Annotated in this window: 19 protein-coding genes and 1 pseudogene; 12 read left to right on the top strand and 8 right to left on the bottom strand. The window is 65.4% G+C overall.

Going from position 1 to position 25,485, the window contains the following annotated elements; genetic code table 11:
- The first annotated feature begins 27 nt into the window (after positions 1–27).
- Positions 28–1,683, top strand: a complete 1,656-nt coding sequence (locus IMX18_RS09450; RefSeq protein WP_031324575.1) for a PAS domain-containing sensor histidine kinase — start codon at positions 28–30, stop codon at positions 1,681–1,683.
- 63 nt (positions 1,684–1,746) lie between these two features.
- On the top strand, positions 1,747–3,441 hold the full coding sequence (locus IMX18_RS09445) for a response regulator (protein WP_085720670.1): 1,695 nt from the start codon (positions 1,747–1,749) through the stop codon (positions 3,439–3,441).
- Positions 3,442–3,450: 9 nt separating this feature from the next.
- On the opposite strand, the gene IMX18_RS09440 is transcribed toward IMX18_RS09445, so the two are convergent.
- Together IMX18_RS09440 and IMX18_RS09435 are read right to left on the bottom strand one after the other, a co-directional pair.
- Entirely contained in the window at positions 3,451–4,197 is a 747-nt protein-coding gene (locus IMX18_RS09440) for an SDR family oxidoreductase (RefSeq protein ID WP_024087260.1), read from the bottom strand.
- Positions 4,198–4,273: 76 nt separating this feature from the next.
- Complete coding sequence (locus tag IMX18_RS09435; protein WP_043935679.1) at positions 4,274–5,290, bottom strand: FAD:protein FMN transferase; 1,017 nt, start codon at positions 5,288–5,290, stop codon at positions 4,274–4,276.
- Between the two features lie 250 nt (positions 5,291–5,540).
- On the opposite strand from IMX18_RS09435, the gene rsxC reads away from it, so the two are divergent.
- Positions 5,541–6,941, top strand: a complete 1,401-nt coding sequence (gene rsxC / locus IMX18_RS09430; protein ID WP_015270656.1) for an electron transport complex subunit RsxC — start codon at positions 5,541–5,543, stop codon at positions 6,939–6,941.
- On the top strand, positions 6,938–7,888 hold the full coding sequence (locus IMX18_RS09425) for an RnfABCDGE type electron transport complex subunit D (protein WP_015270657.1): 951 nt from the start codon (positions 6,938–6,940) through the stop codon (positions 7,886–7,888). Before rsxC ends, IMX18_RS09425 begins: the two co-directional genes overlap by 4 nt.
- 42 nt (positions 7,889–7,930) lie before the next feature.
- Here IMX18_RS09425 and IMX18_RS09420 read toward each other — a convergent pair whose 3' ends face one another.
- The 5 genes from IMX18_RS09420 to IMX18_RS09400 all read right to left on the bottom strand — a co-directional run bounded on the left by IMX18_RS09420 (position 7,931) and on the right by IMX18_RS09400 (position 13,453).
- Entirely contained in the window at positions 7,931–9,466 is a 1,536-nt protein-coding gene (locus IMX18_RS09420; RefSeq protein WP_013972942.1) for a DHA2 family efflux MFS transporter permease subunit, read from the bottom strand.
- Positions 9,463–10,656 (bottom strand): HlyD/EmrA/EmrK family protein, encoded by a 1,194-nt coding sequence (locus IMX18_RS09415; protein WP_039614211.1) that lies wholly within the window; start codon positions 10,654–10,656, stop codon positions 9,463–9,465. The genes IMX18_RS09420 and IMX18_RS09415 overlap by 4 nt, the downstream gene beginning before the upstream one ends.
- Positions 10,657–10,686: 30 nt before the next feature.
- Positions 10,687–11,160 (bottom strand): MarR family winged helix-turn-helix transcriptional regulator, encoded by a 474-nt coding sequence (locus IMX18_RS09410; RefSeq protein ID WP_054573536.1) that lies wholly within the window; start codon positions 11,158–11,160, stop codon positions 10,687–10,689.
- Between the two features lie 244 nt (positions 11,161–11,404).
- The gene (locus tag IMX18_RS09405) at positions 11,405–12,040 is read right to left on the bottom strand and encodes a response regulator transcription factor (protein ID WP_054573537.1); all 636 of its coding nucleotides are present in this window, start codon (positions 12,038–12,040) and stop codon (positions 11,405–11,407) included.
- Positions 12,041–12,046: 6 nt separating this feature from the next.
- The gene (locus IMX18_RS09400) at positions 12,047–13,453 is read right to left on the bottom strand and encodes a sensor histidine kinase (RefSeq protein WP_217190128.1); all 1,407 of its coding nucleotides are present in this window, start codon (positions 13,451–13,453) and stop codon (positions 12,047–12,049) included.
- 194 nt (positions 13,454–13,647) lie between these two features.
- Between IMX18_RS09400 and IMX18_RS09395 the strand changes: the two genes are divergently transcribed.
- The 3 genes from IMX18_RS09395 (at position 13,648) to IMX18_RS09385 (ending at position 18,451) form a co-directional block, all read left to right on the top strand.
- Entirely contained in the window at positions 13,648–15,270 is a 1,623-nt protein-coding gene (locus IMX18_RS09395; RefSeq protein WP_015270661.1) for an acyl-CoA synthetase, read from the top strand.
- A 135-nt stretch (positions 15,271–15,405) separates the two neighbouring features.
- Positions 15,406–17,175, top strand: coding sequence for an acyl-CoA dehydrogenase C-terminal domain-containing protein (locus IMX18_RS09390; protein ID WP_015270662.1), 1,770 nt, complete (start codon positions 15,406–15,408; stop codon positions 17,173–17,175).
- Between the two features lie 268 nt (positions 17,176–17,443).
- Complete coding sequence (locus tag IMX18_RS09385; RefSeq protein WP_217190129.1) at positions 17,444–18,451, top strand: FecR family protein; 1,008 nt, start codon at positions 17,444–17,446, stop codon at positions 18,449–18,451.
- A 13-nt stretch (positions 18,452–18,464) separates the two neighbouring features.
- On the opposite strand, the gene IMX18_RS09380 is transcribed toward IMX18_RS09385, so the two are convergent.
- Positions 18,465–19,784 (bottom strand): Na+/H+ antiporter family protein, encoded by a 1,320-nt coding sequence (locus IMX18_RS09380; RefSeq protein WP_013972950.1) that lies wholly within the window; start codon positions 19,782–19,784, stop codon positions 18,465–18,467.
- A 512-nt stretch (positions 19,785–20,296) separates the two neighbouring features.
- Here IMX18_RS09380 and IMX18_RS28470 point away from each other — a divergent pair.
- From IMX18_RS28470 to IMX18_RS09360, 5 genes and pseudogenes are all read left to right on the top strand, one after another.
- Positions 20,297–21,535 (top strand): annotated as a pseudogene (locus IMX18_RS28470) (methyl-accepting chemotaxis protein); the annotation flags it as partial.
- Positions 21,536–21,685: 150 nt separating this feature from the next.
- Positions 21,686–22,441, top strand: coding sequence for a methyl-accepting chemotaxis protein (locus IMX18_RS28465; RefSeq protein ID WP_371034575.1), 756 nt, complete (start codon positions 21,686–21,688; stop codon positions 22,439–22,441).
- A gap of 105 nt (positions 22,442–22,546) precedes the next feature.
- Positions 22,547–23,563, top strand: coding sequence for an ABC transporter substrate-binding protein (locus IMX18_RS09370; protein ID WP_217190130.1), 1,017 nt, complete (start codon positions 22,547–22,549; stop codon positions 23,561–23,563).
- Positions 23,560–24,408 carry an ABC transporter permease gene (locus tag IMX18_RS09365; protein ID WP_015270666.1) on the top strand — a complete coding sequence of 283 codons (849 nt, stop codon included), beginning with the start codon at positions 23,560–23,562 and terminating at the stop codon, positions 24,406–24,408. Before IMX18_RS09370 ends, IMX18_RS09365 begins: the two co-directional genes overlap by 4 nt.
- Positions 24,409–24,516: 108 nt before the next feature.
- Positions 24,517–25,380, top strand: coding sequence for a LysR family transcriptional regulator (locus tag IMX18_RS09360; protein WP_015270667.1), 864 nt, complete (start codon positions 24,517–24,519; stop codon positions 25,378–25,380).
- Positions 25,381–25,485: the final 105 nt, after the last annotated feature.

The raw sequence follows: 25,485 nt of genomic DNA, 5'->3' as shown, positions 1-25,485 counted from the left end.
GCTTGATCCGCTCACCGGGCCCTCGCCATGCAAGCAGACTCGCTCCCGTCATTGGCACAACTGCAAGCGCGTGTCGCAGAACTGGAAGCTCGCCTGGCAGAGCGCGACGACACTGCACAGGCCCACATCCAGCTACTGGGCGAACTGCTCGACAACAGCCGGGCCAACGTGTTTGCCGCCGACAGCGAGATGCGCCTGGTCGCGATCAACCGCACGGCCCGGGAAACCTTCGAGCATTACCGGGGCTTCGTGCCGCAGATCGGCGATTACGTGCCACAAATTCTGCTCAACCACCCTGACATCATGGGCCGCCTGGCACCGGTGTGGCCACGCGTGCTGGCCGGCGAAGCCTTCATCGACACTATCTCACTCGGCCCCTCCGATGCCCCCCGCCATTACGAAATCCGCTATCACCCATTGCTCGATGCACAACAGCAAGTCCAGGGCGGGTACCTGTTCGCCTATGACATCACCGAGCGCATGGCCGAGCAGGAACGCCTGCGCCAGGCCGAAGAGGCCCTGCGCCAGTCGCAGAAAATGGAGGCGGTCGGCCAGTTGACCGGCGGCATCGCCCACGACTTCAACAACTTGCTGGGTAGCCTGCTTGGCGCGCTGGAGCTTGCAGAGCAGCGCCTGGGCGAGCAACGCCTTGCCGACACCGCCCGCATGCTCGGGCTCGGCCGCAGCAACGCAATGCGCGCCGCAGCCCTGGTGCAGCGGTTGCTGGCCTTTTCGCGCCAACAGACGCTGATGCCACAAGCGGTGGATGTGCACCGCCTGGTCGCCGACATGCATGACCTGATCCGCAGCTCGACCGGCCCGCACATTGACTTCCAGGACCGCACGCTGGCCGCGCAATGGTCGATCCGCATCGATCCGCAGCAGCTGGAGAACGCTCTGCTCAACCTGTGCATCAATGCCCGTGACGCCATGCCGCTGGGCGGCACCTTGCGCATCGGTTGTGAAAACGCCGATCTCGCAGCGGCCGAGGCCAAGCGCCTGGACCTGCCGACGGGGCACTATCTGCACATTCGTGTCGAGGACACCGGCGTGGGCATGCCCAGTGAGGTGCTGCAACACGCTTTCGAGCCCTTCTTCACCACCAAGCCGCTGGGCCAGGGCACTGGCTTGGGATTGTCCATGGCCTATGGTTTTGTTCGCCAGTCCGGGGGGCAGTTGCTGATCGACAGCGTCACCGGGCAAGGCACTTGCGTTCACCTGTACCTGCCCCGTGACCAGAGCGCTTGCGCAACCGGCCACGGCGAGCCAGCCACATCCGCCACCGCGACGTTGCAGCCGCGGATGCACCGGATCATGCTGGTGGCGGACCAACCGGCCCTGCGCCTGGTACTGGTCGAAGTGCTGACGGAACTGGGCTATCAGGTGCAGGCTTTCGAGAGTGGCCACCGGGCTCTGGAATCGTTGCAGAAAGGGCCGCCACCGGACCTGCTGATCACCGATGTCGGCCTGCCTGGGCGACTCGACGGTTACCAGCTTGCAGAGGCCTGCCAGGACCTTGTGGCGGATGCCCCGGTATTGCTGATTACCGGCTACGAAACTGCCGAAACGGTGCACTGTGCCCGGCCCGGCAGGCGCACCGAACTGCTGCACAAACCCCTCGACCTGAACACCCTCGGCGAACGGATCGAGCGCCTGTTGGGCATTGCGTCACACCCGCGTTGACTGGCTATTCGCCTGTTGCCGAACACGCTAAAGTCTGGGCTTCATCCACTGTCGGACGTCGGCATGCCCTCCCGCGACCTGCTTTCACTGCGCCAACAAGTCGAAGCCCTGCAGCAACAGAACGCGCTGCTGGAAGCCCGCCTGGCAAGCCATCAGCAACACGATCAGGACTTCTACCGCTCGCTCTTCGACACCATGGACGAAGGCTTCTGCATCATCGAGTTCTTCGACGGCCCGCACGGCCCACTGAGCGACTATGTGCATGTGCTGGCCAATGCGGCCTATGCCAAGCATGCCGGCATCCCCAACGTGGTCGGGCAGAAACTGCGCGAGATGGTGCCCGATGAGGCCGACGATTGGGTCGCCCGTTATGGCGCGGTGCTGCGCACGGGCGAGCCGCTGCATTTCGAGCAGGAACTGGTCGCCACCGGCCATGTGTTGTCGGTGACCACCTTCCGCGTAGAGCCTGCCGAAAAGCGCCAGGTGGCGGTACTGTTCAAGGACGTCACTGCACGCCGACGGGCAGAGCAGGCCCTGCAGCGCCTGAACGAGGAACTGGAACAACGGGTGAATGCGGCACTGGCAGAACAGGCCAAGGCCGAGGAAGCCCTGCGCCAGGCACAGAAGATGGAAGCGGTCGGCCAGCTCAGTGGCGGCATCGCCCACGACTTCAACAACCTGCTGGGCGGCATCCTCAGTGCCCAGGAGCTGATGCGCCAGCGCCTGGAGCAATCCCGTTTCGACGCCCTGGAGCCATTGCTGAAGCTGTCCAACGGCTCGGCGCAGCGGGCCTCTTCGCTGGTACACCGGCTGCTGGCATTTTCCCGTCAGCAGACCCTGCAGCCCTGCTCCACGCAGGTAGCCACGCTGGTGGGCGGCATGGAAGAGCTGCTGCGCCGCACCATCGGCCCCTCCATCACCCTGACCAGCCAATTCCCCTGCCAGCTGTGGCCGACCTTCATCGACCCGCCGCAACTGGAAAGCGCCCTGCTCAACGTGTGCATCAATGCCCGCGATGCCATGCCTGCCGGCGGCGTGATCGATATCCTCGGTGACAACCTCCTGCTCGACGACCAGCAAGCCCGTGCACTGGAACTGCCAGCTGGCGAATACGTACGGCTGAGCATCAGCGACAACGGCAAGGGCATGTCGGCGGAGGTGGCCGAGCGCGCCGTCGACCCGTTCTTCACCACCAAGCCCATGGGCCAGGGCACTGGGCTGGGCTTGTCGATGACCTATGGTTTCGTGCGCCAGTCGGGCGGGCAGCTACGGGTGTTGTCGACACTGGGCGAAGGCACCCGCATCGAGCTGCTGCTTCCCCGCCACCACCAGCACCCCGAAGCCCCGGCACCCAGGCCACCGCGCACACTGCTGGAAAAAAGCAGCAGCGCCACGCAGCGTATCCTGCTGGTTGAAGACCAGGCCGCCTTGCGCGTGGTCGTCTGCGAGGTGCTGGAAGAACTGGGTTATCGGGTCGATGCATTCGAGAACGGCCCAGCCGCCCTCGCCCACCTGCAAGCTGGCGAGCGGCCAGACCTGCTGTTGAGCGATATCGGCCTGCCCGGCGGCCTGAATGGCCGCCAGTTGGCTGAACGTTGCCGCGAGCGCCACCCCGACCTCAAGGTACTGTTCATCACCGGCTACGACGAAAGCGCGGCGCTCAGTGACGGCCAGTTGTTGCAAGGCACTGAGGTGCTGACCAAGCCGTTCGAGCTGGCAGTGCTGGCCGAACGGGTACGCACGCTGTTGGAGGATTGACCGGCGCGTTCAGCGCCCGCCGCCCAGGTCGATGAAGCTGCCGGTGGAGTACGAGGCTTTGTCCGAGAGCAGCCAGAGGATGGCCTCGGCCACTTCCTCCGGGCGCCCGCCGCGGCCCATGGGCAAGCCGGGCTCGAGCTTGCTGACCCGGTCGGGGTCGCCCGACAGCGCGTGGAACCCGGTATGGATGTAGCCTGGCCGCACACCATTTACCCGCACGCCCTCGCCTGCCACTTCCTTTGCCAGGCCAATGGTGAAGGTGTCGAGGGCGCCCTTGGAAGCGGCATAGTCCACGTATTCGTTGGGCGAGCCCAGGCGGGCGGCCACCGACGACACGTTGACGATGGCCCCGCCCGGCCCGCCGTGCCGGCGTGCCATGCGCTTCAGTGCGTGCTTGGCGCAGAGCATGGGGCCGACGACGTTGGTCTTCATGACCTTGAGCAGGCGGAACTCGGACATGTCCTCGACCCGGCTTTGCTGGCCAATGGTGCCTGCGTTGTTGACCAGCGCGGTGACCGGGCCGAGTTCTTCGTCAACGCGCTGGAACAGCTGGATGACCTCATCCTCGACACTGGCGTCGGCGCGCACGGTGATGGCCTTGGCGCCCAGGGCTCGGACCTGGCCGAGGATGTCCTCGGCGGCCTGGTCGTCGGCGTGGTAGTTGATGCAGATGCGGTAGCCCTGACGGGCGGCCAGCAGCGCCGTGGCGGCGCCGATGCCGCGGCTGGCACCGGTGATGACTATGACTTGCTCCATGGGTCTGCCAATCGTTTGGAAAGGGAGCATCGACAATAGGGGAAAAGGCAGCGCGTGGGAATGACCTTTCCTTCTGCTACTGCGTGGGTTTGCCTTGCCCGGGAAACAACGTCTCGAACCGCGGCGTCGCCCGCGCAACGAACCCCAGCCCCTGGTGCATGATGAAGTAGGCAGCGATTTCATTCCGCTCGGCGAAGGCATAGCCTTCCTCCGGGCCCAGCACCATCAACAGTGTGTCCAGGGCATCGGCACGCAACACCGAAGGGTCGACCACCGACACTGCCGCCAGCGCGTGCTTGACCGGCCTGCCGACACGGGGATCGAAGGTGTGCGAATAACGCTGGCCACCTTCCTCGAAATAGTTGCGGTAATCGCCGGCGGTGGCAACGCCGTAGCCATCCAGGGCGATGGCGCGCTCCACTTGCTGTTCGCCCCCACCACTCGGTACCTCGAGGGCGATGCGCCAGGGCGAGCCATCCGGTTTGCGGCCAACCCCCTTCAGTTCGCCGGTGATCTCGACCAGATAGGCCTGGATACCCAGGGCCGCAAGCCTGTCACCCACCCGATCCACTGCATAACCGGCGAGCATGCTGTCGAAATCCAGCTGCGCCGCCACATCCTTGCACAGCTTTTCTCCATCCAGGTGCAAGTGCTGCAGGCCTACCCGTGCCTGCTCCCGCGCCAGCGTGCTGGCATCCGGCACCTGTCTGCCGCGTGACTGTGGGCCGAAGCCCCAGAGGTTCATCAAGGGCAAAACCGTCAGGTCGAAAGCCCCGCCACTCTGGCGGAACAGAGAAACACCGTACGCCAGCAATTGCTGCATCTCTTGCGGCACTGCCTGACAGGCGCCGGCCGGCAGGTTGTTGAAGCGGGAAACCACGGAATCGCCGCGCCAGTTGGAGAACTGCTTGTCGAGGGCCTGGAGAACAAGCTCGACTTCGGCCTTTACCTGCCGCGAATCGGGCGTCTGTGCAGTGGGTACGTACTGGATCGAATACGTACTCCCCATGGTCGGCCCGCCAAAGCGTTCAATCCTGTCGCCGCAGCCATACAGCAACGTCACCAGCATCACCAGCAGGCTTGCGCGCATCATTGGACACCTCGCAGACTCTGGCCGCCCGTTCGCGGCGCAGGCTATTTCACCAGAGTTGCGAGATGGCAATTGGCCTACCGTTCATCAGCAAACCTGGTCAAAAACCGAACAAACTCCTCTTCGAACACTCTGATCTGCGCGGGTGATCATTCATCCCCCTCCCTTTCCGCTTAACGTCCCGGAAGCAATAAAACAACCATGTGCATAAGCGCACAGGGGCGTTCTTTGCCCAAAAATTGGAGGACATTACATGTCTAGCCATTCGTTGCAGAGCGTCGAACGCCTGCAGAGCCGCATCCGCGCCCAGCGTCAGCCGCAACAGAAACCTTTCTGGCGCCGTCTGCTGGCCATCGCCTCATCCTCTCAGCGTAGTTGGCACGGAGGGATCGAGCTCAGGGGATACAAGGAACTATCCAACGCCACGACGGTTGCCCCGGTCGTGGTCGGTAAAATCCAGCTGGCGATTCCGCTCGGGCGGGGTCGGCGGTTTGTCCAGCCTTGCGTGCAGCCGGGGCAGCATGTGCGCAAGGGCGAAGTGATCGGTATTGGCGACAACACCACCGCTTGGGTGCATGCCAGTACCTCCGGCATCGTGGACCGGATCGATCACGTCTTCGCGGCCGACTCGGCCGAACCAGTCATGGCCGTCATCCTGAACGCAGATGGCCTGGACGAGTGGCTCGAACGCCCGGCACCGGGCCTGCCGCAAACGCCAGAGGCGCTGGTCGAGCACGCATTGCAGATGGGCATAGTCGGCCTTGGTGGTGCGGGTTTCCCCACGGCCCTCAAGCTGGCCGGCGCACAGCAGCCCGACCTGCTGCTGATCAACGGTGCCGAATGCGAGCCCTTCCTTACCTGCGATGACCGCCTCATGCGTGAAAATGCCGAAGCGTTGATCGAGGCCGCCGACTATGTCGCCGCGCTGCTGGGAATAACGGCAACCCGTTTCGGCATCGAAACCAACAAACCGGAGGCGATGGCCACGTTACGTGCCGCCGCACGCCAGGCGCGCACCCGGGTCGAGATTTGTCCACTTCCGGAGCGTTACCCAGCAGGTGGGCAGCCGTTGATGATCAAGAGCCTCAGTGGCCGCAACCTGGCCCCGGGGAGCCGCCCCGCCGATATCGGCGTCCTCGCCCTGAATGTCGCAACGCTCTACGCGCTGGGCCGGGCCGTCTTCCAGGACGAACCACTGACCAGCCGCGTGCTGACACTGACCGGTGACTGCGAGCGCCCCGGCAATGTGCGGGTGCCGGTGGGTTACCCGGTCAGCGAACTGCGCGCGATTGCTGGCGCGTCCCCCACAGGGCAGTTGACCCAGGTCGGAGGCCCGATGATGGGGCAGCCGCTACCGGACGCCAACGCCTTCGTCAGCAAGACCAGCAGTTGCCTGATTTTCGGCGCCGAGCGCTACCTGCCGGCTGCTCGCCCCGCCAGCAGTTGCATTCGCTGCACGCGCTGTGTGGATGTCTGCCCGATGTCGCTGCGGCCGCTGGACCTCTACGCTGCCGCCGAGCGCCTGGACAAGGCCAGCCTGCAGGAACTGCGCCTGGACGCCTGCATCGAATGCGGCAGCTGCAGCAGCATCTGCCCAAGCAATATCCCGCTGCGCGAACGCTTCCGCCAAAGCAAGACGGAGGTCCGCGCATGAGCCTGATACGCCACCCCATCCCGCAACGGCTGCGCACGGTGATGCTGCTGGTCGTCCTGTGCCTGCTGCCGGGCACCGCCCTGTATGCCTGGCAATTCGGCGTCGTGGTCTGGTTGCAGGTGTTCTGGTGCGTGCTGTTCGCCCTGGGCTTCGAAGCCGCCCTGCTGCGCCTGCGCGGGCATGACGTACGCAAGGGTTTGAGCGACCTCAGCTGGCTGGTGCTGGGCCTGATACTGGCTCGGGCATTGCCGCTGATGGTGCCGTTGTGGATGATCGCCCTGGCCAGTTTTGCTGCTCTGGCACTGTGCAAGCACGCCAGTGGAGGCCTTGGTCGCAACCGTCTCAACCCTGCCATGGTTGGCCTGGGGGTGGTTGCCATCTGCTTCTATCAGCAGTTGTACCCCGCGCCATCGAACCATGCCCCCTGGACCGCAACCCTGGACGCCAAGGCGGTTCTGCTGCAACAGCTACAGTTGGTGCCACGCCTGGAGCTCGATGCGTTCGCCGGCGCCACTCAACTGGCGCAGAACGAGTTCACCCATATCACCCACAATCTTTCGGGGTTCGGCTACATTGCCGGCGGTTTGCTGCTGGCTTCGCTGCGGGTGATCCGTATCGAGATTCCGCTGGCGATGATCGCGAGCACAGTATTGCTGTGCATGGCTGCCGGCCACAGCCTGCAGGAAGCCGTTTACAACCTCAGCCTCGGCGGCTATCTCTTCACCGCCTTCTTCATCGCCACCGATCCGGTCACCAGCCCCGATACCCGCGCCGGTCGCATCCTCTTCGGCGTGACCGTCGGCACGCTGACCGAGCTGATTCGCGAGTTCGGCCTTTACGCCGATGGCCTCTGCTTCGCCGTGCTGGCCGGCAACCTGCTGGTGCCGCAAATCGACCGGTTGGTGCTGCGCATGCAGCGGCCCTGGTACGCAGCAGCGAGTGCCTGACATGGCATTTGGCAAAGAGCCTGGGCCTTGTTCTGGCCCGGCTCAGTGCCCTGCCGACGCCGGCCCCGCCTTGGCGGTAAAGGGCGGTTTGGCGAACCACACCAGCAGGATCAACCCGGCAAACACCCAGGTCATCAGGGTGAAGTAGTCCACCGTCGACATCATGTACGCCTGCCCGTTGAGTATCTGCTCCAGCTGCGCATAGCTCTGCGGGCTGGCCCCGCCCAGCTGCTCCAGGGTATGCCGCGTGGCCGGGTCGAACTGGCTGATGTGCTCGCTCAGGTAGGCATGGTGCTGGTCCGCCCGGCGAATCCAGATCCAGGTGGTCAGCGACGCCGCGAAACTGCCGCCCAAGGTACGCAGGAAGGTCGCCAGGCCCGAGCCATCGGCGATCTGCTGCGGTGGCAGGTCGGACAGCAGGATGCTCAAGGTCGGCATGAAGAACAGCGCAACGCCAATACCCATGAACAACTGCACCAGCGCCACATGCTGGAAGTCCACCTCGCTGGTGAACCCGGCACGCATGTAGCAGCTGCTGCCGATCGCCAGGAACGCCAGCCCGGCCAGCACACGCAGGTCGAAGCGGTGCGCGTACTTGCCCACGAACGGCGACATCAGCACCGGCAACAGGCCGATCGGCGCCACCGCCAGGCCGGCCCAGGTAGCGGTATAGCCCATCTGCGTCTGTAGCCACTGCGGCAGGATCAGGTTGATGCCGAAGAACCCGGCATAGCCCCCTACCAGCACGATGGTGCCCACGCGGAAGTTGCGGTGCGCGAACAGGCGCAGGTTGACCACCGGGTGACGGTCGGTCAGTTCCCAGATCACGAACACCGCCAGGAACACCAGCGAGACCAGGCTTCCGGCAATGATGAACGACGATTCGAACCAGTCCAGATCGTTGCCTTTGTCCAGCACCACCTGCAAGGCGCCAACGCCGATGATCAGCGTCAGCAGGCCGATGTAGTCCATCGGCTGGCGACTGGTGACCACCGGCCGGGTGCGCATCTGCTGGCGGACCACGGCGGCGGCGAACAGGCCGATGGGCACGTTGATGAAGAAGATCCACGGCCAGCTGTAGCTGTCGGTTATCCAGCCGCCGAGAATCGGTCCGGCAATCGGCGCCACCACCGTGACCATCGCCAGCAGCGCCAGGGCCATGCCGCGCTTGGCCGGGGGATAGACGGCGATCAGCAAAGTCTGGGTCATCGGGTACAACGGCCCGGCCACCACACCCTGCAACACGCGAAAACCGACCAGCTCCGGCATCGACTGGGCAATACCGCACAGGAACGAGGCCAGCACGAACAGCAGCGTGGCCCAGATGAACAGCTTCACCTCGCCAAACCGTCGGCTGAGCCAGCCGGTGAGCGGCAAGGCAATGGCGTTGCTCACCGCGAACGAGGTGATGACCCAGGTGCCCTGCTCGTAGCTCACCCCCAGGTTGCCGGAAATGGTCGGCAAGGCCACGTTGGCGATGGTGGTGTCGAGCACCTGCATGAACGTCGCCAGCGACAGGCCGATGGTGGTCAGCAGCAGGCTCGGCGGCGTGAACTGGGCAGCAGCGTTGTTGCTCATCGCTGGGCCGTCTTGCCGGTTGCGCTGTTTTCGTGGATCAGCCGGGCGATCAGGTTGTCAGCTTCGACCAGCTGGCGGTCATACACCTGGGTGGTATAGCTGGCCTGCTGCGGTGGCTGCTGGGCCAAGGTCGGGCCGCTCTGGTCGTGCAGGTCGACCTCGACCACGGTGGACAGCCCGATACGCAGCGGGTGGTCCTTGAGCTGGTCGGGGCTGAGGTGGATGCGTACCGGCACGCGCTGGACGATCTTGATCCAGTTACCGGTGGCATTCTGCGCCGGCAACAGGGCGAAGGCGCTGCCGGTGCCAGCGCCAAGGCTGTCGACCGTGCCGCTGTACCTGACCTCGCTGCCGTACAGGTCGGCGCTGATCTGCACCGGCTGGCCGATACGCATGTCGCGCAGCTGGGTTTCCTTGAAGTTGGCATCGATCCACACCTGGTCCAGCGGGATCACCGCCATGGTCGCGGTACCCGGTTGCAGGCGCTGGCCCAGCTGCACGGTACGCTTGGCAACGTAGCCGGTTACCGGTGCCACCAGGGTGGTGCGGGCATGGTCGAGGTAGGCCTGGCGCAGGTCGGCGGCGGCGGCCATCACCTCGGGGTGCGAGGACACCACGGTGTCGTCGACCAGTGCGCTGCTGGTGCTGAGCTGCTGGCGTGCACTGTTGACGGCGGCCTCGGCCACGCTCAGGTCGTCGCGGGCATGGGACAATTCTTCCGCAGCTATCGCGCCGCTGTCGGCCAGTACCTTGCGCCGGTTGAAGTCCTGGCGGGCCTTGCGCAGCTCGGCCTGGCGGGTTTCCAGCTGGGCCTTGAGCGCGTCGACGTTGCTGTACAACCCGCGCACCTGGCGCACGCTGCGCGCCAGCCTGGCTTCGGCGGCCTGCAAGGCCACCTGGCTGTCGGCCGGGTCGAATTGCAGCAATACCTGGCCGGCGTGGACCAGGTCGCCGTCATCGGCACCGATGCTGGTGACAGTGCCGGTGACCAGCGGGGTGATCTCTACCACGTTGCCGTTGACGTAGGCATCGTCGGTGCTTTCGTGCCAGCGCCCGACCAGGCTGTACCAGGCCCAGGCTCCGACGCCGGCAAGAATCAGCAGCAACACCAGGCCAAGCAGCCAGGCCTTGCGCTTGCGCGACGGTTCGGGCGCGGCGGAGGGAGTCGGGGTGTCTGCGGGAGTGGCCATGGCAATACCTTGGATAATTCGTGACAGGGATCAACGATCGCCGAAGCGGCGGATCGTCAACGGGTCGCCGGCAGCGAGCAGGACCTTGGCCAGCAGGCCTTCCAGGGTCTCGAGCTCTTCGGGTGCCAGCGCGCCGCACAGCTCGTTCATGGCCGCCGCGCCGATTTCCGGCAGGCGGTCAGCCAGGCGCTGGCCATCGGCGGTAAGCGCCAGGCGCACCTGGCGACGGTCGTCGGCGCAACGGTTGCGCACGATCAGTTCCTTCTGCTCGAGGCGGTCGAGCATGCGGGTCATCGATCCGCTGTCCAGGCCCAGGTACCGGCACAGCTCGGCCGGGGTGTCCACCTGGTACTGGGTGACGATGATCAGCACCTTGAACTGCGCGGCGGTGACGCCTTCGGATTCGAGGTGCCAGTCGAGAATGCGGTCCTTCAGGATCGCCGCCCGGCCAAGCAGCATGCCGATGGCGCAGGTCTGGAAGTTTTCGGGAGAGAAATGGGCCATCGGAGACTGCTCGGGTAATTGTGTGGAAATATTACTGCCTAGGCAGTGAATGTCAAAGCTTTGATTAGGTTACTATGGAAAATTTCATGATTTCTGCCCCTTGCGCCCCCCCTGTAGGAGCGGCCTTGTGTCGCGATGGGCCGCAAAGCGGCCCCGCAATTTCTGTTGGGGCACAAAACCTGGGGCCGCTTCGCGCCCCATCGCGACACAAGGCCGCTCCTACAGGGCCATGCGTCAAGGCCTGCTACGGTGTTCGCAGGCCCAGTGCCTCCACCGCCCCGCAGGCAATGGCCATGCCCACCAACTCCGCCAGGCTATCGGCCTGCAACCGCTTCATCACCCGCCCCCGGTACAGGTCCACCGTCTTCACGCTGACGCCCAGCCGTTCGGCAATCTCGCGGTTGTTCAACCCTTGGGCCAACGGCACGAACACGTCGCGCTCGCGCGGGGTCAGGCCATCGATGCGCGCCTGCACCCGGGCCAGCGCCTGGTCGTCCTGGCGTGCCCGCCCGGCGCTTTCCAACGCGGCCTGCACGCTGTCGAGCAGCAACTGGTCGTTGTAGGGTTTCTCGATGAAGTCGCAGGCGCCGGCCTTGAATGCCCGCACCACGATCGGCACATCGGCATGCCCGCTGACGAATATCACCGGCAAACCCAGGCCACGCTCGCGCATCGCCTGCTGCACCGCCAACCCGCCCAGCCCCGGCATGCGCACATCCAGCAGCACACAGGCCGGCCCATCGTCGACGCAGGCGTCGAGAAACGCCTGCCCGCCGGCGAACGGCAAGGCCTGCAAACCCACCGACTGCAACAACCACACCGTCGAGTCGCGCATACCCTGGTCGTCATCGACCACATACACCTTCGCTTGCACCGCCATCTCCCCTTACCCCCTGCTGACCGCCAGGCGGCAGCACAGTACCAGACCGCCATTGTCACCGGCTCGCGCCCACAGGCTGCCGCCAAAACCTTCGATCAGGCTACGGCTCATGCTCAGGCCAAGGCCCAGGCCGTCGGCCTTGCTGGTGGTGAACGGCGTGAAGATTTCATCCAGGCGCTCGGGCGCCACGCCCGGGCCCTGGTCCGCCACCTCGACCAGCACGCCATCACCATCGCGCGCAGCGCCCAGCAGGATACGTGACGGCCGCTCGCCATGCTGCTCGCGGTTGGCATCGATGGCGTTGCGCAACAGGTTCAACAGCACCTGCTCCAGCAGTACCCGGTCGGCATACACCAAGGGCAGCTGCGCGCTCATGCGCAACTCGACCACCACCTGGTCACGCGCGGCTTCCCAGGCGCACAGGCGCATGGCTTCGCCGGCCACCTCGGCCACGTCCAGAGCCTGCAGGCGGCGCGGCCCCTTGCGCAGGAAGGCGCGCAGGCGGCGGATCACTTCGGCGGCATGGGTGGCCTGTTCGCTGATGCGCTGCAGGCCCTGCCCTACCCGCTCTCGGGCCTGCGGGTCGCGCTCCAGGCCCAGCAGGTAACGCTGGCTTGCGTTGGCATAGTTGACCACCGCGGACAACGGCTGGTTGATCTCGTGGGCAATGCCCGAAGCCAGCTCGCCCAAGGTGGCCAGCCGGGCACTGTGCGCCAGGCTTTCCTGGGCCTCGATGCGCAGGGTGATGTCGCGAGACACGCTGACCACCTCCACCACCGTGCCGGTGTAGGTTTCGCGGATGGCCCGGCTGGCGATTTCGAACCAGCGGTAGCCGCCTGCGGCCTGGCGCACTCGGCAGGTCATGGTGTGGTAGCCGTCCTGGTCCAGGGCGGCGGCGGCCTGGCGCAGCACCTGGCGGCGCTCGCGCGGGTGCAGCAGGGTATGTACGGCCATGCCGCGCAGTTGCTCGGGCCACAGGCCAAGCAGGCGGAATGCTGCCGGCGAAGCATCGAGAAAACGGCCATCGGGGCTATGCCGGGAGATCAGGTCGGTGGTGTTCTCGATGATCAGCCGGTACAGGCGCCGGGCGCGGCTGGCCTCGCGTGCGCCATGACGCTCGTCGCTGGCGTCGCGGCCACGCGCCAGCACCTGCTGGCCCTGGTCGTCAGGGATGAAGCTCCACAGCACGATGCGTTCACCGACCTGCACCTCGACATCGGCGATCGCCCGGCGCTGGCGCAGGCAGGCGCGCACCAGGGCGGCGCAGTTGCCCGGCAGCCAGCTGGCCAGTGCCGGGCCTTCATCGACCCAGGCCTGCAGCGCCGGGTTGAGTGCCAGCGGCCTGGCGTCGCCGGCCAGCATCAGGCTGGGTTGCGGGTCCTTGGCGAGCAAGGGATAGGCAGTGTTGTCCACGGTAGGCGGCTCGTTGTTATAGTAGTTTTACTATATTGCTATAGTCGATATTCCTAATACCATAGCGACTCGCGTAAAACTGCGACAAGGGGAGCGGCCCACCGTCCGCCTCCCTGCACCCTGAACAGAGCTAACAATCAGCCACCGGGGGTCAAGCGCACAGGTTGTGCCTGCCTCCTCTACAGGATTACCGCATGTCGATCTATGCCCAGGGCCTGATGCCCGCTGCCGTCAACCATGTCGCCCTCACCCCGCTGAGTTTCATCGAACGCACCGCTGCCGTATATGGCGATTATCCGGCGGTGATCCACGGTGCCATCCGCCGTAACTGGCAGCAGACCTACCAACGCTGTCGGCGCCTGGCCAGCGCCCTGGTGGGCCGGGGTATCGGCCGTGGCGACACCGTAGCGGTGATGTTGCCCAACATTCCGGCCATGCTCGAAGCCCATTTTGGCGTGCCCATGACCGGCGCCGTGCTCAATACCCTGAACGTACGCCTGGACGCCGAGGCCATCGCCTTCATGCTGCAGCATGGCGAGGCCAAGGTACTGATCACCGACCGCGAGTTCCACACGGTCATCGAGGCTGCCCTGGCCTTGCTCGAGCACCCGCCATTGGTGGTGGATGTGGATGACCCGGAGTACGGCGAAGGCCGTGCGGTCAGCGAACTGGATTATGAAGCGTTCCTCGCCGAAGGCGACCCGGACTTTGCCTGGGAATGGCCCGATGACGAGTGGCAGGCGATCTCGCTCAACTACACCTCCGGCACCACCGGCAACCCCAAGGGCGTGGTCTACCACCACCGTGGCGCTTACCTGAACGCCCTGGGCAACCAGATGGTCTGGGGCATGGGCCATCGCCCGGTGTACCTGTGGACCCTGCCGATGTTCCACTGCAATGGCTGGTGCTACCCATGGACCATCACCGCGCTGGCCGGCACCCATGTGTTCCTGCGCCGGGTCGACCCGCAGAAGATCCTGACCCTGATCCGCGAGCACCGGGTCAGCCACCTGTGCGGCGCGCCGATCGTGCTCAACGCCCTGGTCAACATGCCCGAGGCAGCCAAGGCGGCCATCGAGCACCCGGTGCAGGCCATGGTCGCCGGCGCCGCGCCACCTGCAAAGGTCATCGGCGCAGTGGAAGAGATGGGCATCCAGGTCACCCACACCTACGGCCTGACCGAAGTCTACGGCCCGGTGACCGTGTGTGCCTGGCATGACGAATGGGATGAACTGTCGCTGGAAGAGCGGGCACGGATCAAGTCCCGCCAGGGCGTGCGCTACCCGACCCTCGACGGCCTGATGGTCGCCGACCCGCAAACCCTCGAGCCGGTACCGCGCGACGGCAACACCCTGGGCGAGATCTTCATGCGGGGCAACACGGTGATGAAGGGCTACCTGAAGAACCCCGAGGCTACCGCCGAAGCCTTCCGGGGCGGCTGGTTCCATACCGGTGACCTGGCCGTGTGGCATACCGACGGCTATGTCGAGATCAAGGACCGGCTCAAGGACATCATCATTTCCGGTGGCGAGAACATTTCCACCATCGAGGTCGAGGACGCCCTGTACAAGCACCCGGCGGTACTGGAAGCCGCGGTGGTGGCGCGCCCGGATGAAAAGTGGGGGGAAACCCCGTGCGCATTCATTGCCCTCAAGCCGGGCCGCGAAGACACCCGCGAAGCCGACATCACCAGCTGGTGCCGCGAGCACCTGGCCGGGTTCAAGGTGCCGAAGACCGTGGTGTTCGGCGAACTGCCCAAGACCTCCACCGGCAAGATCCAGAAGTACGTGCTGCGCGACCGGGCCAAAGCCCTCTGATCCAGTGGTGGCCTCTTCGCGGGCATGCCCGCTCCCACAGGGACCGCACCGGCCTCGCACCCTGTGCTTTACCTGTGGGAGCGGGCATGCCCGCGAAGAGGCCAGCCCATGTTTCCATTATTCCAAGAGCCCCCGATGACTACCTACTCCGCCCCCCTGCGCGACATGCGCTTCGTCCTGCATGACGTGTTCAACGCCCCGGCCCTGTGGGCCCGCCTGCCCGCCCTGGCCGAGCGCATCGACGCCGATACCGCCGATGCCATCCTCGAGGAAGCAGCCAAAGTCACCGGCCAGCTGATTGCCCCGCTCAGCCGCAACGGTGACGAGCAAGGCGTGCGCTTCACCGCTGGTGAAGTCACTACACCCGACGGCTTCCGCGAGGCCTGGCACACCTACCGTGAAGGCGGTTGGGTCGGCCTGGGCGGCAATCCTGAACATGGCGGCATGGGCATGCCGAAAATGCTCGGTGTGCTGTTCGAAGAAATGCTCTACGCCGCCGACTGCAGCTTCAGCCTGTATTCGGCATTGAGCGCCGGCAGCTGCCTGGCGATCGATGCCCACGCCAGCGAAACACTCAAGGCCACCTACCTGCCGCCCCTGTACGAAGGCCGCTGGGCTGGCACCATGTGCCTCACCGAACCCCATGCCGGCACCGACCTTGGGCTGATCCGCAGCCGCGCCGAGCCCCAGGCCGACGGCAGCTATCGCATCAGCGGCAGCAAGATCTTCATCACCGGCGGCGAACAGGACCTGACCGAGAACATCGTCCACCTGGTGCTGGCCAAACTGCCGGATGCGCCCACCGGCGCCAAGGGCATCTCGCTGTTCCTGGTGCCCAAGTACCTGGTCGAGGCCGATGGCCGCCTGGGGGCGCGCAACGCCGCCCATTGCGGCTCGATCGAACACAAGATGGGCATCAAGGCCTCGGCCACCTGTGTGATGAACTTCGATGGTGCCGTCGGCTACCTGGTCGGCGAGCCGAACAAGGGCCTGGCGGCGATGTTCACCATGATGAACTACGAGCGCCTGTCCATCGGCATCCAGGGCATCGGCTGTGCCGAGGCGTCCTACCAGAGCGCCGCCCGCTACGCCAACGAGCGCCTGCAAAGCCGCGCCGCCAGCGGCCCGCAGGCACAGGACAAGGTTGCCGACCCGATCATCCACCATGGCGATGTGCGGCGCATGTTGCTGACCATGCGCACCCTCACCGAAGGTGGCCGGGCGTTTGCCGCCTACGTCGGCCAGCAGCTGGACCTGGCGCGCTACGCCGAAGACGCCGGCGAGCGCGAACATGCGCAGCGCCTGGTGGCGCTGCTGACGCCGGTGGCCAAGGCGTTCTTCACCGACAACGGCCTGGAAAGCTGTGTGCTCGGCCAGCAGGTGTATGGCGGCCATGGCTACATTCGCGAATGGGGCCAGGAGCAGCGTGTGCGCGATGTGCGCATCGCGCAGATCTATGAAGGCACCAACGGCATACAGGCCCTCGACCTGCTCGGGCGCAAGGTGCTGGCCGACGGTGGCCAGGCGCTGGCCGGCTTTGCCGCCGAGGTGCGGGCCTTCAGCGTGGATGCGCCGCTGCACCGTGAAGCCCTGCAAGCGAGCCTGGCGCGGCTGGAGGCGACCAGCGCCTGGCTGCGGGCGCGTGCCGGCGAGGATGCCAACCTGGTCAGCGCGGTGGCGGTGGAATACCTGCAGCTGTTCGGGCTGACTGCGTATGCCTACATGTGGGCGCGTATGGCGGCGGTGGCGTTGGCCAAGCGTGACGAGGATGCCGCGTTTCATGGGGCCAAGCTTGCGTGTGCGGAGTTCTTCTTCCAGCGGGTCTTGCCGCGCGGGTTGGGGCTGGAGGCCAGTATCCGGGCGGGTAGTGGCAGCCTTTATGGTTTGGAGGCGGCGCAGTTCTGAGAGACCATGGGGGCGCTTTGCGCCCCATCGCGACACAAGGCCGCTCCTACATGGAATCGCGTTCCCCTGTAGGAGCGGCCTTGTGTCGCGATGGGCTGCAAGGCAGCCCCAACGATTTCAGCCTGAATTTACCTGCGCGAAGGGTTCTCAAACGCTGAAAAACCATCACCAATCCGACGAAAACCGGCACAACTGATAGTCATTCGCCATTACCTCGGTTCTCGGGAGCCCTCCAGCAAGGGTAGAATGCGCAAAACCCGGAGCCGCAATGAACCACGACCGCCTCAATCCCAGCCCAGACGATGCCATCACCGACGCCTCCGCGCACTGGTGCATGCGCCTGCACGCCGAAGATTGCTCGGTGGCCGAGCGCGAGGCGTTCGCCCGCTGGCTGGCGGCCGACCCGCGGCATGCCGAGGAATACCAGGCAATGCTGGAAATCTGGCAAACCGCAGACCTGCTGCCGCGCAATGCCACCGTCATCGACTTCAACCCGCCGCTGCAAAAGGCCGCGCGCCAGCGCAACTGGCGGCCGCTGGCATCCGCCGCCGCGATCGCCCTGGCAGTGCTGCCGCTGGCCGGCTGGGTGGGCTGGGAACAAGGCTGGCTGCCCAATCGCTACCAGCACTTCGAAGCTGGCGCGCACATGCAGACCGTGCAGCTGAGCGACGGCAGCACGGTGCAGCTCAACCTCAACACCGAGCTCACCTACCTCAACTACAAGGACCAGCGCCAGGTCACGCTCAAACGTGGCGAGGCGTTCTTCAAGGTGCAGCACGACAGCAGCCACCCGTTCATCGTGCATGCCGGTCGTGGCCAGACCCGCGTCACCGGCACCCAGTTCAACGTGTGGAAGTACCAGGACCAGGTCAAGGTCACCCTGGTGGAAGGTTCGGTACTGGTATCCAGCGACGGCAGCACCGGTGGCTACCGCCTGGGCCCTGGTATGCAGGCCAGCTATCACAAGGGCGACTTCGAGCCGCAACTGGAGCAGAGCGAGGACTACGGCAACAGCCTGGCCTGGCGCGACGGCAAGCTGGTGCTCGACAACCTGAGCCTGGAACAGGCCCTGCCGATAATCAACCGCTACCTCGACGCACCGCTGCTGCTGGCCGACGCCAGCACCGGCCGCATCCGCATCAGCGGTATCTACAACACCCGTGAGGTGGGGCGCCTGGTCAACAACCTGCCCAAGGTGCTGCCGGTCTACCTGACCCGCAGCAAGGACGGCAGCACCGTGCTCAACCGCATCTCGCCGCCGCCCGACAAGGGCTGACGCCCTCCCCGTCTTACAGCGTCATCGCCGCCAACCAGCCGAACGCCAGCAATGGCAGGTTGTAGTGGATGAAGGTAGGCACCACGGTGTCCCAGATATGGTGGTGCTGGCCATCCACGTTCAACCCCGAGGTCGGGCCCAGGGTCGAGTCCGAGGCAGGCGAGCCTGCGTCGCCCAGGGCACCGGCGGTACCAACGATGCACACGGTGGCCAGCGGGTCGAAGCCCAGCTGCACGCAGAGCGGCACGAAGATCGCGGCCAGAATCGGCACGGTGGAGAACGACGAGCCGATGCCCATGGTCACCAGCAGGCCCACCAGCAGCATCAGCAAGGCACCGACGCCCTTGCTGTGGTCGATCCACTGCGCCGAGGTTTCCACCAGGCTGTTCACCTCACCGGTGGCCTTCATCACGTCGGCAAAGCCTGAGGCGGCAATCATGATGAAGCCGATCATGGCCATCATCTTCATGCCTTCGGTGAACAGGTCGTCAGTGTCCTTCCAGCGCACGATGCCCGACAGCGAGAAGATCAGGAAGCCGACCATGGCGCCGATGATCATCGAGTCCAGCCACAACTGGACGATGAACGCCGAGGCAATCGCCAGCCCGGCCACCAGCAGGGTCAGCGGGTTGTACTGCACGCTCACCTGCTCCACCTGCTCGATGCGCGCCAGGTCGTAGTCACGCTTCTTGCGGTAGCTGACGAATACCGCCAGCAACAGGCCAGCCAGCATGCCAGCGGCCGGGATGGCCATGGCGTGGGTGACATTCACGCCACTCACGTCGACACCCGCGCGGGCGACGTTGGCCAGCAGGATTTCATTGAGGAAGATGTTGCCAAAGCCCACCGGCAGGAACATGTACGGGGTTATCAGGCCAAAGGTGATCACGCAGGCGATCAGCCGGCGGTCGATGCGCAGGCGGGTCAGCACGTACAGCAGCGGTGGCACCAGCAAGGGAATGAAGGCGATGTGGATAGGCAGGATGTTCTGCGACGACACTGCCACCACCAGCATCAGGCCCACCAGCAACCATTTGACCTTGCCGCCACTGGCATGGCCCTGGCGGTCGATCATGGCCAGGGCGCGGTCGGCCAAGGCATGGGCCAGGCCGGACTTGGCGATGGCCACGGCAAACGCGCCCAGCAGTGCATAGGACAGGGCTACCGTGGCCCCGCCGCCGAGGCCGCCGTTGAAGGCCTTGAGCGTACCTTCGATGCCCAGCCCCCCCACCAGCCCACCGGCCAGGGCCCCGACGATCAGGGCGATGACCACGTGCACGCGGGACAGGCTGAGTATCAGCATGATGCCGACCGCGGCGATCACTGCATTCATGGTTGGCTTACCTCATTGCGACAGAAAAAAAGCGCGCACTGTGAAGCAGTGGGCAGCAGATGTCAAAAGCGCCATGTTGCGGCGGATTACACGGAGGGCTGAAATTTAAATTGAATGTTTGAATAAAGAAAAAATGGGATGGGCCGATATGGTGGGAAGGCTGGGAGATGCCTGGCTGGAGATTTCTGTCGCCTGTGAGATCGAGCGCCGCCCGCGCGGCGCTTCGCAGCACAAGGCTGCTCCTACATCTGTTTCGGGCCAGTTATTCCTGAGGTGGAGGCGCTCGGCCCCTTGGCGTCCATCTCGATATCGTGTCGGACAAACAAGGCGGTCGCACGCGCTGGCGCAAGCGTTACTGGCCCGAAACAGATGTAGGAGCAGCCTTGTGCTGCGAAGCGCCGCGCGGGCGGCGCTCGATCTCACAGACGACACACATCTCCAGCCAGGCACCTCTCAACCCCGCCCAGCCCCAAAGCCATAACCCTTACTGTCCAAAAAAAGGGATACGCCCCATGCCTTTGCGACAACTTTCCATCCAGTGGAAGATCACCCTGCTCGCCGGTCTCTGCCTGGCCGGCATCGTCACCCTGCTCGTCGGCCTGTCGCTGTATCGCATGGACCACAGCTCGGACCTGGTCAAGGCCAGCAGCATGCAGATGCTGACCGAATCGGCCCAGTCGCGCATCGAGTCGCAGGGCGAGGTGCAGGCGCTGAACATCCGCCGCCAGTTCATGGACGCCTACCAGTACGGCGCCGGTTTCGCCCGCCAGGTGCTGTTCCTGCGCGAGCAGGCGGAAAAGCGCTTTCTCGATGCCTTCGACCTGCGCGAGGACATGACCCGCCAGGTGCGCGCCGCCCTGCAGGCCAACCCTGAACTGCTCGGCCTGTCGCTGGTATTCGAGCCCAACGCCCTGGACAACAAGGACAGCCTGTTCGCCGGCAAGGCAGAACTGGGCAGCAACGAAACCGGGCGCTTCGCCCTGTACTGGTCGCAGCCGCGTGTCGGCCAGCTGACGGCCATGGCCCTGCCCGAACATGACATGGCCAACACCGAGATCGGCCCCAGCGGCCAGCCAGCCAATACCTGGTGGGTGTGCCCGCGCACATCCGGCAAGGTGTGCGTGGTGGAGCCCTACTTCTACGACATCGATGGCCAGCAAGTGCTGATGACCAGCATCGTCTTCCCGCTGGCAGTCGACGGCAAGGTGATCGCCACCCTGTCCATCGACATCAACCTCAACAGCCTGCAGGCCCTGAGCCAGGAGGCCAGCCGCAGCCTGTACGAAGGCCGCACCACGGTCGGCATCCTCAGCCCGGTCGGCCTGCTGGCCGGCTACAGCGCCGATGCCAGCAAGCTGGCCCAGCGCTTCGACCAGGTCGACACCGCCAAGGGTGCCGAACTGGTGCGCAAGCTGGCCGACGGCAAGATGACCATCGTGCACGACCAGCAGCGCCTGAAGGTGCTGGCCGCCTTCCAGCCGATTCCGGATGCCCAGCCCTGGGGCGTGCTGCTGGATGTGCCGGAAAACGCCCTGACCGGGCCGGCCGAAGCGCTGAAACAGGAACTGGACGCGCTGAACACCAGCGGCACCCTGCTGGAACTTGGCCTGGGCCTGGCGGCGGCGATCGCCGGCCTGCTGATGGTGTGGCTGATGGCCCGCGGCGTTACCCGGCCGATCCTCGGCGTGGCAAGCATGCTCAAGGACATTGCCAGCGGCGAAGGTGACCTGACCCGCCGCCTGACCTACCAGAAGCAGGACGAACTGGGCGAACTGGCCGGCTGGTTCAACCGCTTCCTCGACAAGCTGCAGCCGACCATCGCCGAGGTCAAACGCTCGGTGCAGGCCGCCCGTGGCACCGCCGACCAGTCTTCGGCAATTGCCACCCAGACCAGCGCCGGCATGGAGCAGCAGTACCGCCAGGTCGACCAGGTTGCCACTGCCTCGCACGAAATGAGTGCCACCGCCCAGGACGTCGCCCGCAGCGCCGCCCAGGCCGCGCAGGCCGCCCGCGATGCCGACCAGGCCACCCGCGAAGGCCTGGCGGTGATCGACCGCACCACCCACAGCATCGATGCCCTGGCCGCCGACATGAGCAACGCCATGAGCGAAGTGGAGGGCCTGGCGCAGAACAGCGAGAAGATCGGTTCGGTGCTGGAGGTGATCCGCTCGATCGCCGAACAGACCAACTTGCTGGCGCTCAACGCCGCCATCGAGGCGGCCCGCGCCGGTGAAGCCGGCCGTGGCTTTGCCGTGGTCGCGGACGAGGTGCGCAACCTGGCCCAGCGTACCCAGGAATCGGTGGAAGAAACCCGCCAGGTGATCGAGGCCTTGCAGAACGGCACCCGCGAAGTGGTCGGGGCCATGGACAACAGCCACCGCCAGGCCCAGAGCGGCGTGCAGCAGGTTGGCCAGGCAGTCACCGCGCTGCAGCGCATCGGCCAGGCAGTGACGGTGATCACCGACATGAACCTGCAGATCGCCTCGGCCGCCGAGGAGCAGAGCGCAGTGGCCGAGGAGATCAACAGCAACGTGGCGACCATCCGTGATGTCACCGAATCGCTGTCGGGGCAGGCCAACGAGTCGGCGCGGGTAAGCCAGTCGCTGAACAGCCTGGCCAACCAGCAACAGGCGCTGATGGACCAGTTCCGCGTCTGAGTCGCTTGCAGGCCGCTGCCAATCGCGTGCAGCGGCCTTCCTGCCGGGCCTGGAGCCGGTCGTCTACACTTGCGGCAACTCAGTAGCGTCACTCCAAGAGGCCCCATGAAAAAGATTCCGACGCTGCTGGCCGGCCTGCTGCTCGCCGTCGGCCTGGCCAGCACCGACAGCGCCGCCTCCGCAGAACGCACCACGCCCATCCGCTTTGGTGCCATCGGCTGGGAAAGCGGCGCACTCACCACCGAGATCCTGCGCCTGATCGTCGAGCGCGGTTATGGCTACCCCACCGACACCCTGCCCGGCAGTACGGTCAGCATGGAAGTGGCGCTCGCACGCAACGACCTGCAAGTAATCGCCGAGGAATGGGCCGGGCGCAGCCCTGCCTGGGTCAAGGCAGAACAGGCCGGCCAGGTGTTCGCCTTGGGCGACACGGTCAAGAACGCCGAAGAAGGCTGGTGGGTACCGGCCTACGTGATCGAGGGCGATGACGCGCGCAAGCTGAAAGCCGTGGCGCCGCAATTGCGCAGCGTCGAGGACCTGAAACGTTACCCGCAGGTGTTCCGCGACCCCGAGTCCCCCGGTAAAGGGCGCTTTCTGAATAGCCCCAGCGGGTGGACATCCGAAACCGTCAACACCCAGAAACTCAAGGCCTACGGGCTGAATGATCTCTATACCAACTTCCGCAGTGGCTCCGGGGCTGCAATGGATGCCGAAATCGGCTCGGCCATCCGCCGTGGCCAGCCGGTGCTGTTCTACTACTGGAACCCGACCCCTTTGATGGGGCGTTACAAGCTCATACGCCTGCAAGAGCCGCCGTTCGATGCCCAGGCCTGGGCCACCCTCACCGATGCCGGCAACCCCGAGCCCAAGGGCAGCAGCTCGCTGCCGGCCAAGTTGTCGATTGGCGTATCCAAGGCCTTTCGCGAGGGCTACCCGGAGCTGGTGAGCGTGTTCGAGCGGGTCGATCTGCCCATCGACCGACTGAACAAGGCACTGGCCGACATGAGCGAAAAGCGAACGCCGCCCCGCGACGCGGCCCTCACCTTCCTGCGCGATAACCGCGAGGTGTGGAAAGCCTGGTTGCCTGCGGACATTGCCACCAAGGTCGAGGCCAGCCTGTGAGCGGCGGCTTCCCCGAGGCCCTGCAATTCTCCTTTGCCGACAGCGTCAACCGCCTGGTCGACTGGCTGGTACTGCATTACGGCGATCACCTGCGCAGCGTCTCGGACCAGTTGCTGCAACTGCTGGTCGGCCTGGAAACCCTGCTGCGCCTGCTGCCGTGGTGGCTGCTGCTGTTGCTGATCGGCCTGCTTGCCTGGCATGCCAGCCGCAGCGTGCTGCGCAGCGCGGTACTGGTGGCGCTGCTGGCCCTGATCGGCATGCTCGGGTTGTGGGACAAACTGCTGCAGACCATGGCGTTGGTGCTGGTCAGTACCGGCCTCTGCGTGCTGGTGGGCGTGCCGCTGGGCATCCTGCTGGCTGCCCGGCCGCTGGCGAAGCGCTTGCTGTTGCCGGTACTGGATGTGATGCAGACATTGCCGGCCTTCGTTTACCTGATCCCGGTGCTGATGCTGTTCGGCCTGGGCAAGGTGCCCGCCGTGTTCGCCACACTGATCTATGCCCTGCCACCGCTGGTGCGGCTGACCGAACTGGGCCTGAGCCAGATCGACCCTTCGCTGCTGCAAGCCGCCCATGGTCTTGGCGCCAGCCGCTGGCAGCGGTTGCGGCGCATCGCCCTGCCGCTGGCGCTGCCGAGCATCATGGCCGGGCTCAACCAGTCGGTGATGATGGCCCTGTCGATGGTGGTGGTGGCTTCGATGATTGGCGCCCGCGGGCTGGGCGAGGACGTGCTGTCGGGGATCCAGACGCTGAATGTCGGCCAAGGCGTCGAGGCCGGGCTGGCGATCGTCGCCTTGGCCATGGTGATCGATCGGATCAGCCAGGCCTATGGGCGTGGTGTGCGCTGAGAAATATTGCCTCTACCAGCCTCGACTCGCTGTAGGAGCAGCCTTGTGCTGCGAAAGGGCCGGGCCTGACAATGCAGCTCTGTCAGCTTGAAACCGGACCACACCCGCATGTCCCTCAAAGCCCTGCGCACTCTGGTGACCATCGCCCGCCACGGCACCTTCGCCCGTGCCGCCGACCTGCTCAGCCTTACCCCTTCGGCGGTGAGCCTGCACATCAAGACCCTCGAAGACGAACTGCAGGTGAGCTTGTTCGACCGCAGCCGCAGGCAGGTCTCGCTGACCGAAGCCGGCCAGTTGGCGGTGGCCCGCGCCGAGACCATCCTGGCTAGCTATGACGAACTGGCCGACGCCCTGGCCAGCGGCCCGAGCCTGCGCGGCCGCCTGCGCCTGGGGGCGATCCACACGGTGCTGGCGCGGCGCCTGCCCAAAGCGCTGGTGTGGATCAAGGCGCACCATCCGCAGCTGCATGTCAGCGTGGCCTCCGGCATGTCGGCGGAACTGGCGCGACGGGTGGAAGACGGCGAGCTCGATGCGGCGATCACCACCGAGCCGGTCAGCCCCTACCCGCAAAGCCTGGACTTCACGCCGTTGTTCGAAGACCGCTTCTGGGCGATCGCCAGCCCCGACCTGGCCGGGCTAAGCGTGCCGCAGTTGCTGGCCAGCCAGCCGTTCCTGCGCTTCGACAAGCGTGCCTGGGCCGGGCGGCAGATCGAGCAGGAGCTGCGCCGCCAGCATCTGCAGGTGAGCGAGCAGATGGAACTGGACAGCCAGGAAGCGCTGGCGCGCATGGCGGTGATGGGCCTGGGCGTGGCAATCATCCCCATGGCCGATGACGACCTGCAACGCTTGCCACCGGCTACCTGCCTGCCATTTGGCGAACCACAGCTGACCCGGCGCGTGGTGTTGCTGGAGCATGAGAAGAGCCAGCGGCGGCATTTGAGCGCGGTGCTGAAGACTGCGCTGGAGGCGTGAAGGTTCGCAGGGCCTTGTAGGAGCGGCCTTGTGTCGCGAAAGGGCCGCAAAGCGGCCCCGGCAATTTTGTGGCGATGCCGATATCCTGGGGGCGCTTCGCTCCCC

Source organism: Pseudomonas shirazica, from assembly GCF_015168335.1.
Lineage (GTDB): Bacteria > Pseudomonadota > Gammaproteobacteria > Pseudomonadales > Pseudomonadaceae > Aquipseudomonas > Aquipseudomonas asiatica.
Note: the sequence above shows the minus strand (reverse complement) of the source record. Positions and strands in the feature narration are given on the sequence as shown.